This window comes from Brevibacterium sp. CT2-23B (genome assembly GCF_013168765.1).
Taxonomy (GTDB): Bacteria; Actinomycetota; Actinomycetes; order Actinomycetales; family Brevibacteriaceae; genus Brevibacterium; species Brevibacterium sediminis.
Genome location: NZ_JABBYK010000003.1, coordinates 232,559 through 247,133 on the forward strand (window position 1 = coordinate 232,559; position 14,575 = coordinate 247,133).

Below are 14,575 nucleotides of genomic sequence, written 5' to 3' on the forward strand. Positions count from 1 at the left end.
GGCCGGCTCTGATGCCGGCACAGATGACAGCGCCACCCTGGCCATCGCCGCCCCACCAGCAACGAAATGACGATGAACACAGACGAACTCAGCCCACGCAGACGCCAGACCCGATCCACCCTCGTTCAGGCCGGCACCTCGGTCTTCGCCGTGCGCGGCATCGACGGCGCCTCGATCGAGGAGATCTGCGAGGCCGGGGGTCTGACCCGCGGGGCGTTCTATTCGAACTTCTCCAGCCGTGACGACCTGGTGCTCGCGATCATCGAGATGCGCATCTCGGAGAACCTCGATCGCCTCGATGCCACGATCCAGCGGTGGTCCGAGCAGCTCATGGCCACTGCCGAGGTGCCGGAGATCAAAGCGCTGATGACGCAGTTCATCGACGATGTCTTCAATGAGAAGAAGCAGACCGTGGCCGAGACGATCACGGAACAGGAGATCGAGCTCTACTGCCTGCGGGTCCCACATCTCCACGCCCGCTATGTCGAACTCAACGCCACTCAGCTCGATCGGCTGGCCGCGCTCGTGACCACGGCCCTCGATGTCGCCGGCGCCACGACGAAGCAGCCGCTCGGCGACTTCCTCACGGTCATCATCTCCGTGTTCAACCGGATCGCCCTGACTGCGGCGGCCGGGAAGAAGATGGACGAGCACGTCGACATCGATCCGAGCCTCATCGTCGAGGTCCTCATGCACCTCATCGATTTCTGTCCCGACGCCGAGGTCTGAACGCTTCTGCCCCGACAGCGATACCTGGAGGCTTCTGCCCCTATGACAAGGTCTGAACGCGCTCGACGAACCGGCTCGAGGCACTAAGGTGGTGCCCGTGAACGAACTCCAGCGAGAATTCTCTGCTTTCATCAACAATATGGACGTCCGCCTCGGCGCGTTCGTCCTCGCCGACCTCCCCAAAACCTTCGAGAAGGAGGACGGGGAGACCGTGAAGTTCCCGAAGGACTTCGGGCCGAAATCACTGCCGATGCTCGAACTCTTCGTGCTCTCGAAGTTCCCGAACACCGAAGAGATCCTCAAGCCGGAGAACCGCCGCTTCTTCGAAGGACTCATCCGCTACCTCGGCGAAACCTATCTGCGTGCGATCGGCGGCGTCTGGGACCACGACGAGTCGACGGGCAACGGGATGCCATTCATCCGCCCCGACAATGCCGACGGTCCGGCCGCCGGTGAGCCGATCCCGCTGGTGGGCATCGTGCTGGCCGCCGTCGATCAGCGCAGCGCCGAGGTGTTCACCGCAGTGCTCGACAAGGCCAGGGAGCTCCTCGGCGGGGACGGCCAACCGCGCCGCAAGTGCACGGGACTCTCCCTCGGCGTGCTCAATGCCGAGAACTCGAGCGAGGAGGAGGTCGAATTCCTCACCCGCTTCATCGGCACCGTCGAACCGGGCATCGCCGCCTGGACTCAGGAGCAGGCCGATCCGAGTTCGTGGGGCTTCGACCGGGAGAGCCTCGCCCGTCTGGGCAAGCAGGTCGCGGTCCGCTACGACGGCCCCGATGACATGATCGCCGAGGACGAGACCCCCTTCACCGCCGGCGCCATGCGCTTCATCGGTGAGACGGTGCGCCGCATCGCCTTCGGCCAGTGGCGCTACGGCGCCGAACTCGAAGCCGATGATCCGCGCAGCAAGCAGCCGTTCATCCGCTTCGTCATCGGCGATCAGAATCTCGACCTTGTGCCGTGGCGACTCATCCAAGCCGCACTGGAGAACGACGATGCGATCGCGTCTGCCCTCGACGCGGTCATCGAGATGCGCGAGCAGGAAGCCGCCGAGGCGGACGAGAGTTCCGATGATTCCGCCAGTGCGACGGACGGAGCAGACGAGGACTGAGCGGCCGCCGCCGGTTCAGAGTTGGAAGCGGCGGTTTCCGTGCAGACCGTCGGCCGGTGACCCGGGTGCGAGGTCGATCTGTTTGCGCGCCGGATCGATGCGCACGCTCACCAGGGTCGCCGAACGATCCCCGTAGGCGGCGCCGGGCGCCGGAGTGCAGCACACGGGCGCGTCTCCCGGTCCAGTCGTCAGCAGCTTCGTGAGATCTCCGACCGCGACGGGCGCGTTCTTCGCACCGTCGGTCGAGGCAGCGCCGTCGGACACGACGACGCTGTCGGATTCAGCGGCACCGTCAGCATGGGCGGCGCCGCCTGCCGGGGCCTCTTCGCCACGCGCCAGCGCACGTTCGGCTTCGAAGCGCACGACCGCCTCGGCGAGGTGACGGTACCGTTCCTGCGAGGTCGAATCGGGACGCAGCTCGAGTGCACCGTCGAGCAGATCCGGGTGCAGGAAATGGTTCGTGTGGATGAGGAATCCGGACTCCCCCGTCTCCCCATCGGCCACACTGCCCGCGCGGGCCCGTCGCTCGCGCTTGAGGCCACCGGCGATCTCCACCTGGACGGCCGCCTCGGCGGTGATGACGGTGATGATCGACGACGATGACGTCGGTGCGGAGTCGATGATCTCAAGCGCCTCGGCGAGGGTGCCCGCTTCGGCCAGGACACGGGCGAGGATCATGTGGATGGGCACGCCACCAGGCGCATCGTTCCGGTGCCTGAGGATGTTGAGCAGGACGCCGACACCGGCCTCGTTGAGACCGATCTTGCCGAGCATTCCGAATTCGGCGATGCCCACATGCCGGTGCTGCCCGGGCACGGCACCGACATCGTTGAAGTGCCACAGAGTGGAGAAGTCCGCCGCCCAATCCCAGTTCTGTGCGGCCACGGAGGCGCCCGGGCTGGTGTGGCTCACGGTCGAGCATTCGGTCGGCGCGGCCAGTGCCTGGGTCATGATCTCGGTCCGGGCGACGATCTCCATGAGCTCCGTGACGTCGATGCCCGCTCCGGCTGCGACGGCTTCGACCTCCTCGGCGCCGGTCGGCCACCATTGCTGGAGTCGCTGCCAACTCGACGTTGCTGCCGATTGCACGGCCGCCTCGGTGATGGACAGATGCGAGAAGTAGCGCCGATACGCATCCAGGGTGGAGGCGATTCCCGTGCGCAGCTCCTCGCCACGGCGGTGGCCGCGCTCGACGTGGTCGCTCGCATGGACGGCGAAGGTCACGGGCCGCACCTCGGCGGCGGGAACGAATTCGGTGCTCATGCTGGTTCCTCCTTGCTGTCTCTCTTCTTCAGGCCGGGCCCGGCTCAGTCTTTGCCGACGAGAGAGCCGACGCCGATGTCGATACCGAGATAATGCATGTGCGCGGCGGTTTCGGCAAGGGCGGCGAAGAGGTTGAAATTGTGCAGGCTCTCGAAGCCGCGGGACCAGTGCAGGCCCGCCGCGATCGAGTAGACGCTGTGGTCGTCGGTGGCCTCCATGCGGGCGCGGATCTCGCCGAGGCGCTCGTGATGGTGTTCGACGAGTTCGACCTTGCGGTCATGGAGCCCGCGGAAGCGGAAGCCGTGGGCCGGCAGCACCGCCACGTCCTCGTCGAGCTCGCCGATCTTCTCCAGCGAGCGCAGATAATCGCCGAGGCTGTGCGTGATCGCCCCGGAGTCGAGGCCGATGTTCGGCGTGATCGTCGGCAGCACATGGTCGCCGGAGAAGAACAGTTTGTCCTCGTCGCGGACGAACGCCGAGTGCCCGTAGGTGTGCCCCGGCGTCCACATTGCCGTCACTCGACCTTCGTCGAGCGGGAGTTCGGTGCCGTCATCGAGGACGTGGATGTTCTCGGGCAGCCGGCTCATCGCCTGTCTGTACAGGTCCATCGAGGCGCTCTTCGACCCGCCCTTGTCCGATCCGACCTGGAGGCTTTCGACTTCGGCCCAGCGGTCCTCGGGGACACCATAGGCGCGGGCGATGTTGAGGTTGGGGTCGATTCCGGTGCCGAGGTCGACGGCGTTGGTGTAGAAGCGTTTGATCGCGCGCAGGTCCTCGCCGTGCATGGCGACCCAGGCGTCGGGGTTCTTCGCGAGGAGTGCGGGCACGAGCCCGATGTGGTCGCGGTGATAGTGGGTGATCGCGATTCCGTGGATATCGGTGACCGTGAAGCCGAGGTCGTTAAGCGCCGAGGTGAGCGCCAGGTACTGATCCTTGCCATCCCAGCCCGGGTCGATGAGGACGACGCCGGAGCCGTCGGCGAGGGCATAGCAGTAGGTGTAGACGAGAGGGTTGTTGGGGATCGGGACCGGGAGGGCCCAGACACCTTCGGCGACCTGTTCGACCGGCGGCAGGACTCGATCCTTCCATGCCGCCGACTGCTGGGAACTGAGCGTTTCGATCGCCATACTGCTCTCACACCTCTCGTGGGGCCACATTGTCCGTTGACTGCAATCTACTCTGTTTCGCGTCGGCGCTGACGGTTCGTTCGATAACTGGTCATCGTGATGCCGGCTGGGACTACCGATATCGTTGCCGATATTGACGGTTTTCATCGGAAAGGTCACGATTTCACACTGATACCCGTCCCGATCCTCGGCGATGGTTTCGTTTTCAGTACCTTGGGCGCTAAGATCATGACGCACATCACTTCCGGGCCGGTCATCGATGGCGACGTCGACGGCCCGGCGGGCGGCAAGACTCATTGGGGAGGATTGATATGGCTGCCTCTGGCTCACTGAAGCGCAACCTCGGACTGTGGTCCATCGTCGGACTCGGACTCGGCTATATGACGCCGACGGTCGTCTTCGACACGTTCGGAATCGTCTCCGAACAGACGAACGGAGCCGTTCCGGCGGCGTACCTCGTCGCGCTCATCGTCATGATCTTCACGGCCTTCAGCTACGGCAAGATGGTCAGGGTCTTCCCGACCGCGGGGTCGGCCTACACCTATACGCGGGAGACGATGTCACCGGGGCTCGGCTTCCTCGTCGGGTGGACCTCCCTCCTGGACTATCTGCTGCTGCCGATGGTCAACTGCCTCATCATCCGGCTCTACATGGAGTCGATGGTCCCCGATGCGCCCCCGTGGGTGTGGGTCATCGTCTATACGATCGTCATGACCGGCATCGTCCTGTCCTCGATGCGGGGAACGGCGAACATCAACGGCGTCCTCCTCGTCTTCGCGGTTGTGCTCGTCGCCACGTTCTGCGTGCTCGCCGTCATGCAGCTCAACGCCGGCGAAGGCGCCGGAGTCGTCTTCAGCCCGGAGCCGTTCATCCATCATGGCGTCCACCTCGGCGCGGTCCTCACCGGTGCGACTGTCGTGTGCTTCTCGTTCATCGGCTTCGATGCGGTGACGATGTACACGAACGAGGCGAAGCACGTCAGCCTCATGCCGAAGGCGATCATGCTCACCGTTCTCGCCGGCGGTCTCATCTTCCTCGTCGCCGGCTACTTCGCGCAGCTGCTCTTCCCCGACAATTCGCAGTTCACCATCGTCGACGATCCGCTGCCGGAGATCGGCATGATCACCGGCGGCCACGTGTTCCAGCTGTTCTTCGTGGCTGCGGCATTCGCTGCGACCGCCGCCTCGGGGCTGGCTTCGCATGCGTCGGTGTCGCGGATGATGCTCGTGATGGGCCGCAACGGGGTGCTGCCGCGCAAGGCCTTCGGATACATCAACCCGAAGACGCACACTCCGGTGTTCAATATCGTGCTCGTCGGTGCGGTGTGCCTGCTGGCGATGTCATTCAGCCTCGAGCTCATCTCGGCGCTCATCAACTTCGGTGCGCTCATCGCCTTCACCTTCGTCAACCTCACGGTCATTGCGCACTACGCCTTCCGGACCAAGCAGGTCAAGGACTTCAAGTCGGCGTTCAGCTACGTCGTGATGCCGGCCGTCGGCGCGATCCTCACAGGAGTCCTGTGGGTCAGCCTGCACGGGACCGCGCTCATCGGCGGTCTCGTGTGGCTGGCGATCGGCATCGTGTACCTGGCAGTGCTGACCCGCGGATTCAAGCGTTCGGTGCGCAGCTTCGACGACCCCGAGGCCGATGCCGAGATGTCCGAACCAGAGGCGCCTGAGGCTGGCGAGGGTGCTGGGACGCCCGAGGCTGGCTCCAGCGGTCCCGAACCGGGAGCACCAGTCCGCGACTGAGCGGTCGGCACCTGAGTGCACTATCGGCCTAACGGTGCCTATGAGCGGCTTCGAAATTCATACGCGGTGATCTTGATCAGTGCGCATGAATTTCGAACCCGCGAGTTACGACACTTAGCGCTGGGCGTGCCGTTCAAGCGCTGCACCGCGGGAATCCCGTCGTTCAAGACCAGGCGCGGTTATCGGTAGGTCTGCCCAGCGAAAAGCGCGCTCAGCCTTGAACGAGCGGAAGTGGAGTCTCTGTCGCGGGGCTGGCCACATGGGAGAATCAGTTCCATGGTGTCCTCGGTTCGCGCAGTCCACTTCAACCCTGCGCATGACTTCAGCAAAGAGCCGATGCCCTCGATCACGCTCATCGAGGGCATCGGCGTCGCCGGTGACGCTCATGCAGGCACGACCGTTCAGCATCGCAGCAGAGTGGCCAGGGACCCGAGCACACCGAACCTCCGACAGGTCCACCTCATCCATGGCGAACTCTTCGACCACCTCAGCGACGAGGGGTTCACCGTGGAGCCGGGCAGCCTCGGGGAGAACATCACCACGCGCGGAGTCGATCTGCTCGAACTGCCGGTCGGCACTCGACTGAGAATCGGTGAGGCGACAGTGGTCGTCACCGGTCTGCGCAACCCGTGCCGTCAGATCGATGACCTGCAGCCTGGCCTGATGAAGCGCCTCGTGTTCAAAGACGACGATGGCCATGTTCGCCGGCTTGCCGGAGTCATGGGCATCGTCGCCCGAGGCGGAGTGGTTCGTCCGGGCGACCCGATCGCCGTCGAGCTTCCACCCTTGCCGCATCATCCGCTCACCACCGTCTGACAAACTCGCTGAAGGCACTGGGACACCCGGCGCTTCCGGCGGGCCTGGTCAAGAAGGACCCTTGCGCGACCGAGTCTGTGCGACTCGGTCTGCGGCAGCGGCAGCGCTAGGACCGTCGTTCAAGCGCTGCACCGCGGGAATCCCGTCGTTCAAGACCAGGCGCGGTTATCGGTAGGTCTGCCCAGCGAAAAGCGCGCTCAGCCTTGAACGAGCGGAAGCAGAGGCTTTGCCGCGAATGCTGACCCGTCGCGGCGGGCGCGCGAAAGCCCCCGAGCTCTTCGCTGTTGACGATGAGCTCAGGGGCTTCTCCCATGGCGGAAGCGGTGGGATTCGAACCCACGGTGCGGGGTTGCCGCACAACGGTTTTCAAGACCGTCTCCTTCGGCCGCTCGGACACGCTTCCTTCGGTTCTTCCATGCTTGTGACAGTGATGGAGCGAACCCGGCCTGCTCGACGCGAGGTCGAGCCACCATAGTTTCTCACAACCGCAACAGCATCTGCCAATTGGCGGATGCGCACACGAATGTCACCAGCTCAGTCAGCGACTGGCTCAGTCCGCGACCTTCACCGAGGCAACCGGCACCGAGGCGACGAGTCCGCGGAGGCGGTCAGTCCTTCTTGCGCTTCTTCATCCGGTTCCGCTTACGCTCGGTGCCCAGGAGGTCATCGAACACAGACCCGCCGGCAGGCTTCGAATCGTCCCGGGACTTATCCATTGATTCGTCGGGCCGTGCCGCGGAATCGTCGCGACTCTTGTCCGGCCGCTCGGAGATCTGCTCGCCGAATGTTCCGCGGTCGCTGCCGGAGTTCTGCGAACGTTCGCTCCACGTGTGGCCGAGCTTCGGTGCGTCCTTCGGCTTGGCCGGCTGCGATTCGTGTCCAGTGCTGTCGGCGTCCTCCGAGGTGGCGCCGCGCGCCGCGAACGAGGCCGGAACTCGTCGGACCGGAGCCTCCGATTCTTCCTCGTCGACGAATTCCTCGTCTTCAGCAGGAGCTGGAGCCACTTCGGGTGCGTCGTCCTGGGGCGGGACCACGGTCGAGTCCTCGACATCGTCGATGTCGGAATCCGCGACCGCGTCAACGGTGTTCTCCGCAGTATCGGCGACCTCGACCTCGTCCGCTTCGATTTCACTGGCTTCGGTCTCGTTGGTCGCGGAGTCCCCGGCTTCGGGCTCACCAGCTTCAGACTTGTTAGTTGCCAAATCCTCGGAGTCTGAGTTCGCGATCGCAGCTGCGACGGCGCCGGAGGTTCCACGGGGCGCCGCAGAGACCGACTCCGAATCGGCGGCGGTCGCCTCGTCGGCGGGTGGAGCCACGGCGAACGCATCGCTCGACGCGACTTCCGCATCCACTTCCGAGTCCTCGGCAACAGCAGCACCGGCTGCGTCGCCGGAAGCTGGAGAGTCCTCGGCCGCATCGGACCCCGCCTCGCCGGAATCAGACCAGTTGAGGCGGGCCTCAGCAGCCTCCTCGGTGCGGGCGGGCTTGCCCTTGAGGACGAGGGTGAGCGTGGCCAGCGGCACGGACAGCCAGTTCGGGCGGTTGCGCAGCTCGGTGACGACCTCGACGAGAAGCCGGTCGACCAGCGCCGCGCGCAGCACGGGATCGCTCAGCCCGATGCTGTCGCCGCGCGCCCGCGAATATCCGGACAGCAGCGAGTTCTGGACCTGCGAGGCCCACAGGTACTCGGGCGAATCGAAGATCGCGCGCAGCGCTCCCGGATCGTTGCCGAAGCCGCTGACGACCAGCGAGCCGTCCTCGGAGTCGAGCGCGTCGGTGCGCTGCAGACGAGCGAAACCAGCAGCGTAGTCGATGCTGCGCAGCAGAGCCACGAGGTCGAAGGCGGCGGGCTTGGGGTCCGAGTCCGTCGAGTCCGTGAACTTCACGACCGAATAGCCGTCGGTGGACGAGCTGACCACATGGTCGAGCGTCAGCTCGCCGTGGATCTTCTGCAGGGTGCCGATGGTTTCGAGGCTCTGCAGCCTGGCACGGTGGCCGCGCAGCTCCGGCACCAGCGAATCCAGGGCCAGGGGTGCCCGGCCCAGCGCCCAGTCGATGCGTTCGACCCACTTCTGCACCAGCTGCTTCGTCGGTTCGCCGGCGCCTTCGACGACACCGAATTCGGCGGCCATGTCCGTGTGCAGTTCGCCGATGCGCCGACCCATCTCTGCGGCGTGGGCGTTGTAGGCCCCGATCGAACCGGAGTCGACGGCGCACACCGTGTTCACGGCTTCTCGCCATGCGGGTTCGGCGTCGACATCGACGTGGGAGAGCAGCGCCATCGGCGCCTCCATCTCCTGGACCTCGAACATGTCGTACCAGCGGCCCGAACCCCAGCCGATGACCTCGGGCACGCTGCGCGAACCCGCCTCGGTGAGCAGAACCGGAATCGTCAGCGACGACGGCATTCCGTTCTCGAGGACGTGGAAGAACGAGAGCTCCAGCGGCTCGTATTCGTCGTGGATGATGACGGTCGACTTGTACTGCCCGGAGTCCGAGACCTCGATCGGGCGGATCTCGACGGGCATGACGTCCTCCGCCCCCACCGTGAGGTCTCCGATCGATGGCTTCGGTGGGACCGCCTCGGCGGCGGTGTTCGTCGATCCATTCGCCGAGGCGGCCGCCCCGTTCGCGGTCACGGGGAACGGCATGGGCGCACGGTCCCGGGCCTCGGTCTTCTCCTGGCTGTGGCGCAGGGACTCGGTGGACAGCTGCCCGCCGTCGAAGACCTTGCGCTTCGTGATCGCGTCGGCCATGAGGTTGACGAAGACGGGATCGGCGGCGCCGTCGTAGACGTAGACGGTGCCGAGCGCGAGGTCGTCGACGCGGCCGATGAGGGCGTGGCGCAGGTGCATATCCTCGGCACCGCGCAGGGTCAGGGGGATGTTGAGGCGACGCAGGGTGGGACCGTCGCCGACGGAGATGACGGTCACGAGACCGGCGAAGCCCCCGAGCTCCTCGGCGGTGTAAGTGAACGCGCGGGCCACCGACATGGGGGTGATGTCGGGGTCGGTCCCGAAATCTGCTGCGAGCTTGGGAAACCACGGCTGTCGGGGTATCCAGCTGGCTAACAGTTGTTCGAGCTCACTGCTGATGGCCATGACGTCTCCTAGAAGGGATTACGGGCATCCTCCATCCAATCATGATATGGGGTGTTCGCGGTCCAGGGCGCACCCGAAACCCCGAAGTCGGGAGCCGAATCACCGGGTTCGGGTAGGTGCGAGGCGGGTACGGGAGGGACGCGGTACTGTCATAGCGGGGCGGGCCGAGGCGGGTCCTCAGCGGCCCCGCAGTTGTCCTCATATCGATACGAGTTGCCAAATAGCAAGACAAAGGGCGCACAATAGTCTGGTGGTTGAAACAGACATGACTCCCCAGAAGCTCACACTCGCCGGCGAGGTCGAGGCGGCTGCGCTGCGAATTTCCGATTCTGTCATCCTGTCGCCACTTCAGATCTGCGAGCGGTTGACGACCGCTACCGGTTCCACGGTCTACCTCAAGCGCGAGGACCTGCAGATGGTGCGGTCCTACAAGATCCGCGGCGCCTTCAACTTCATGCTCCAGCTCGATGCCGACGAACGGGCCCGCGGTGTCGTCTGCGCCTCGGCGGGCAACCATGCCCAGGGATTCGCCCGTGCCTGCAAGGAACTGGGCATCCAGGGCACGATCTTCGTGCCGAAGACGACGCCGAAGCAGAAGATCGAACGCGTCCGTCACTTCGGCGGGGAGCAGGTGACCATCGAGATCGCCGGCTCCACCTACGATGACGCCTCGGCGTTGGCCCACCGGTTCGCCGAACGCAATGAGGCACTCCTGGTCTCCGCCTTCGACGATATGCGCACCATCGCCGGTCAGGGCACCGTGGCCGCGGAGATCCACGCTCAGCTCGAGACCGACCCGGATTACATCATCGTTCCCGTCGGCGGCGGCGGAGTGCTTGCGGGAATCGCCGCCTATGCGGCCGAACGGATGCCGAACACGAAGGTCATCGGCGCCGAACCCGCCGGAGCCGCCTCGATGATCGCAGCGCTCAAGGCCGGCCACCCCGTGACCTTGGAGAACATCGACCGCTTCGCCGACGGCACCGCAGTGCGCCGGGCCGGCAACATCACCTATGACGTCATCGCCGACCTCGGCCTCGACATCCGCCCCGTCGCCGAGGGCGCGGTGGCCACCGAGATGCTCGATATGTACCAGGTCGACGGAATCATCGCCGAACCCTCCGGTGCTCTGGCCTCGGCCGGGATCGGCGGCCCGGAGTCGGACAAGCCGATCACGATCGAACCCGGATCGACCGTGGTGTGCCTGGTCTCCGGCGGCAACAACGACATCTCCCGCTACCCGGAGATCCTCGAACGCTCGCTCGTCCACGAGGGCCTCAAGCACTACTTCATCGTCGACTTCCCGCAGGAGCCCGGTGCCCTGCGCCGGTTCCTCAACGAGGTGCTCGGGCCCGAGGACGACATCGCGATGTTCGAGTACGTCAAACGCTCCGACCGGGAGACCGGACCGGCGTTCGTCGGCATTCAGCTCGGCTATGCCGAAGACCTGCCGAACCTGCTCGAGCGGATGGAGGCCTCGAACATCGAGGTCGAGCGCGTCCACCAGAACTCGCCGATGTTCCGCCTCTTCGCCTGAGCGGCTTCGCTGCCGCCCTGCCTCATCCCGAGCGGCCTTCCACCGAACCCCACCTCGCGGATGCCCCTGCCCACTCGCGCACCCAGCTACTAGAGTGGACGCATGCGCGCTATCACGATCTCCTCCCCCGGTGAGCCCGAGGTCCTGCAGGTCACCGACGAACCCACGCCAGACATCGCCGCCGACGAGGTCCTCGTCCGCGTCCATGCCGCCGGCGTCAACAGGGCCGACCTCCTGCAGCGCCGCGGATTCTACGATCCCCCACCAGGGGCCACCGAGATTCCCGGCCTCGAGGTCTCCGGCACGATCGAAGAACTCGGCGCCGACGTCACCGGCTGGTCCGTCGGCGACCGGGTGGCGGCTCTGCTCTCAGGCGGCGGATACGCCGAATACGTGCCCGTTCCTGCAGGTCAGCTGCTTCCCGTCCCCGCCGGCTTCGACCTCACCGAGGCGGCCGCCCTGCCCGAGGTGCTGTCGACCGTCTGGTCCAACATCGTCGGCCGCGCACAGGTGCAGGCAGGCGAATGGCTGCTCGTCCACGGCGGCGGCTCCGGAATCGGAACGGCCGCAATCCAGATCGCACGCCACCTCGGCGTGAAGATCGTCGTGACCGTCGGCTCCGAGAAGAAGGCCGAATTCTGCCGCGAACTCGGCGCCGATGCCGTCATCAACTACCGCGAAGAGGACTTCGTCGAACGCGTCCACGAGATCTGCACCCACGACGACGGGTCGACCGGAGCCGATGTCATCCTCGACATCATCGGCGCGAAGTACCTCGAGCGCAATATCAAGGCGCTGGGCACCGACGGCCGTCTCGTCATCATCGGCATGCAGGGCGGAACGAAGACCGAGATCAACCTCGGCTGGCTCATGCAGCCGCGCAAGTCAGTCTCCGCCACGACCCTGCGGGCGCGGCCGAAGGACCAGAAGATCGCCATCGTCGCCGAGGTGGCCGACCGCCTCTGGCCGGCCGTGATCTCGGGCGACATCCGCCCCATCATCCACGAGGCCATGCCGCTGGCCGACGTCGTCCGTGCTCATCAGACGCTGGAGGACGGGGCGAACATCGGAAAGGTTCTGCTCATCGTCGATGAGGAAGGTGCATGAGCAATGACTGAGAATCCCGAGTCCTTAGGCGGCATCCAGAACTCCGCGGGTGACACGAGCACTTCGGACGCAGCGAACACAGACGAGGCGGGGAACGCGAACGGTGTATCGAACGCCGACGGAGCGCAGTCCGGCCTCGCCAAGGCGCAGCACGATCAGGCGGATGTCTCGTCACCGGCGAAGGTGATGCGCATCGGCACCATGGTCAAGCAGCTGCTCGAGGAGGTCCGTGGTACCGAACTCGATGAGAAGGGACGCGAGCGCCTCGCCGAGATCCATCGCCGCTCCATCGACGAACTCGAAGATGGGCTGTCGAAGGACCTCATCGAGGAGCTCGAGCGCCTCGACCTGCCCTTCGACTCGGCCGACGGTCCTCCGACGACCTCGGAGCTGCGGATCGCCCAGGCTCAGCTCGTCGGTTGGTTAGAGGGTCTCTTCCACGGCATCCAGACTGCGATCATGGCACAGCAGGCCATGGCCCAGCAGATGGCCGGTCGCGGCCAACTGCCTCCGGGAATGGTTCCGCCCGGAATGACGCTGGCCGACGGGCAGCCCGGCGAAAAGAAGGAGTCGGACCGCGACGATCGCGGCACCGGCAACTATCTGTGAAGCGCTTCTTCTCCGGTCTGCGCAAGAAGGCGATTCCGACCGCGGTCAAGGACGATGACCGGTTCGGCACTGGTCTGTGGCGCCACAACCGCGACCGCTTCATCCGCGCAGTCGACCGGTATTACACCACCGCGGTGGCCCTCCACGAGTCACGCGACTCCGGTGGCAGCGCCATCTCGGGAGCCGCCTCGGCGGGATCATCCGACGGCGAGGCCACGGCCGCCTCGGCGAAGGATCCGATCGACGTCATCGTCGGCGGCACCCACCGGCTCAACGCGCTCGTCGACGTCGTCGACGACCTCACCGCGACCCTCCACGCCCGCCACCCCGTCACCGGTCAGGTGGTGCCCGGGCCGGCTCGGCAGGCCGTCGGCGACGCACCGGAGCTGCTGACGAAGGCCTCGTCGAAGGTCGGCGAGGCGGTGCTCGCTGCGTCGATGGCACGGTCGGACGGGCCATCGGGACGGTCGATCGACTCGAGCGCGGGGGCCACGGTTCGGTTCATCACGGATGCCGAGGAGCTGCTGGGGCGGGCGCGGGAGATTCTCGCTAGGGTGGAGGCATCATGAGACCTCCGATCAGCCCCGATATCCTGCCGCCGGATGACTTCGACCTCGGCCTCGTCGCCAGCGATATCGACGGCACGCTGCTGCTGAACTGGAAGCCGATCTCGACGGCCACGATCGATGCGATCCACCGCTGTCAGGATGCGGGAATCCCCTTCGTGCTCGTCACCGGGCGGCCCATCCGATGGTTGGCGCCGATCGCCGAGCAGATCCCCGACCTCGGTCGCGTCGTCTGCCTCAACGGCGCAGTCGTCTACGACATCGCATCGCAGTCCGTCGTCGATGCCCACACCATCGATGCGCAGACGCTGACGGAGATCACCGCGGCGGTCCGCGTCGATCATCCCGAGGCCCGGTTCGCCTACGAGACGCTCAACGGCGGTTTCATCGACCGGGAGTTCGTCACCGGCCGACCGCGTGAGGCCAGGATCATCGACGATGTCTCCGAACTCGCCGGCGAGGACGTCGTCAAGGTGCTCGTGCGTCTGGAGACGAGCGATTCGCAGGCGATGCACGACCTCATCGATCCGCTCGTCGACGGCACTTGCCATGCCTCGTTCTCCGAGCCGGACAACGGTCTTGTCGAACTGGCACCGCATGGGATCACGAAGGCGAAGACGCTGTCGGATCTATGCGACCACCTCGGAGTGGCGCGGGCGCAGGTGATGGCGTTCGGGGATATGCCCAACGACATCGAGATGCTGTCGTGGGCCGGGCACGGGGTCGCCATGGGCAATGCGCTGGGGTCGGTCAAGGCGATCGCCGCGGCGGTAACGGAGGCCGTCGACGACGATGGCGTCGCCCGCTACCTCGACGCCGTCCTCGACGCCCGCCCCAACTAGTCCTAATTGCTAC

The 14,575-nt window shown here is 65.7% G+C and carries 12 protein-coding genes and 1 tRNA gene; 9 read left to right on the forward strand and 4 right to left on the reverse strand.

Annotated elements, in window-relative coordinates; translation table 11 throughout:
- Nucleotides 1–66 precede the first annotated feature (66 nt).
- Both HIM68_RS09630 and HIM68_RS09635 read left to right on the forward strand, forming a co-directional pair.
- Nucleotides 67–729, forward strand: a complete 663-nt coding sequence (locus HIM68_RS09630; RefSeq protein ID WP_248283891.1) for a TetR/AcrR family transcriptional regulator — start codon at nt 67–69, stop codon at nt 727–729.
- Between the two features lie 97 nt (nt 730–826).
- Nucleotides 827–1,843: a hypothetical protein gene (locus HIM68_RS09635; protein ID WP_172171722.1), complete on the forward strand. Its 1,017-nt coding sequence runs from the start codon at nt 827–829 to the stop codon at nt 1,841–1,843.
- 15 nt (nt 1,844–1,858) lie between these two features.
- Here HIM68_RS09635 and HIM68_RS09640 read toward each other — a convergent pair whose 3' ends face one another.
- Nucleotides 1,859–3,106, reverse strand: a complete 1,248-nt coding sequence (locus tag HIM68_RS09640; protein ID WP_172171724.1) for a C45 family peptidase — start codon at nt 3,104–3,106, stop codon at nt 1,859–1,861.
- Between the two features lie 44 nt (nt 3,107–3,150).
- Nucleotides 3,151–4,233 (reverse strand): MBL fold metallo-hydrolase, encoded by a 1,083-nt coding sequence (locus HIM68_RS09645; protein WP_172171726.1) that lies wholly within the window; start codon nt 4,231–4,233, stop codon nt 3,151–3,153.
- A 311-nt stretch (nt 4,234–4,544) separates the two neighbouring features.
- Here HIM68_RS09645 and HIM68_RS09650 point away from each other — a divergent pair, with 311 nt between their 5' ends.
- Complete coding sequence (locus HIM68_RS09650) at nt 4,545–5,984, forward strand: APC family permease (protein ID WP_172171728.1); 1,440 nt, start codon at nt 4,545–4,547, stop codon at nt 5,982–5,984.
- 276 nt (nt 5,985–6,260) lie between these two features.
- Complete coding sequence (locus tag HIM68_RS09655) at nt 6,261–6,800, forward strand: MOSC domain-containing protein (RefSeq protein ID WP_172171730.1); 540 nt, start codon at nt 6,261–6,263, stop codon at nt 6,798–6,800.
- Nucleotides 6,801–7,112: 312 nt separating this feature from the next.
- Here the strand turns inward: HIM68_RS09655 and HIM68_RS09660 are convergent.
- A tRNA-Ser gene (locus HIM68_RS09660) sits at nt 7,113–7,203 on the reverse strand.
- 205 nt (nt 7,204–7,408) lie between these two features.
- The gene (locus tag HIM68_RS09665) at nt 7,409–9,901 is read right to left on the reverse strand and encodes a hypothetical protein (RefSeq protein ID WP_172171732.1); all 2,493 of its coding nucleotides are present in this window, start codon (nt 9,899–9,901) and stop codon (nt 7,409–7,411) included.
- Nucleotides 9,902–10,166: 265 nt separating this feature from the next.
- Between HIM68_RS09665 and ilvA the strand changes: the two genes are divergently transcribed.
- The 5 genes from ilvA (at nt 10,167) to HIM68_RS09690 (ending at nt 14,562) form a co-directional block, all read left to right on the forward strand.
- A complete protein-coding gene (gene ilvA, locus HIM68_RS09670; RefSeq protein ID WP_172172139.1) occupies nt 10,167–11,438 on the forward strand; it encodes a threonine ammonia-lyase IlvA in 1,272 nt (423 codons plus the stop codon).
- A gap of 102 nt (nt 11,439–11,540) precedes the next feature.
- The gene (locus HIM68_RS09675) at nt 11,541–12,545 is read left to right on the forward strand and encodes an NAD(P)H-quinone oxidoreductase (RefSeq protein WP_172171734.1); all 1,005 of its coding nucleotides are present in this window, start codon (nt 11,541–11,543) and stop codon (nt 12,543–12,545) included.
- Between the two features lie 3 nt (nt 12,546–12,548).
- Complete coding sequence (locus HIM68_RS09680; protein ID WP_253903878.1) at nt 12,549–13,154, forward strand: proteasome activator; 606 nt, start codon at nt 12,549–12,551, stop codon at nt 13,152–13,154.
- Nucleotides 13,151–13,723 (forward strand): hypothetical protein, encoded by a 573-nt coding sequence (locus HIM68_RS09685; RefSeq protein WP_172171736.1) that lies wholly within the window; start codon nt 13,151–13,153, stop codon nt 13,721–13,723. The genes HIM68_RS09680 and HIM68_RS09685 overlap by 4 nt, the downstream gene beginning before the upstream one ends.
- Nucleotides 13,720–14,562, forward strand: coding sequence for an HAD family hydrolase (locus HIM68_RS09690; protein ID WP_216657054.1), 843 nt, complete (start codon nt 13,720–13,722; stop codon nt 14,560–14,562). The genes HIM68_RS09685 and HIM68_RS09690 overlap by 4 nt, the downstream gene beginning before the upstream one ends.
- The last annotated feature ends 13 nt before the right edge of the window (nt 14,563–14,575 follow it).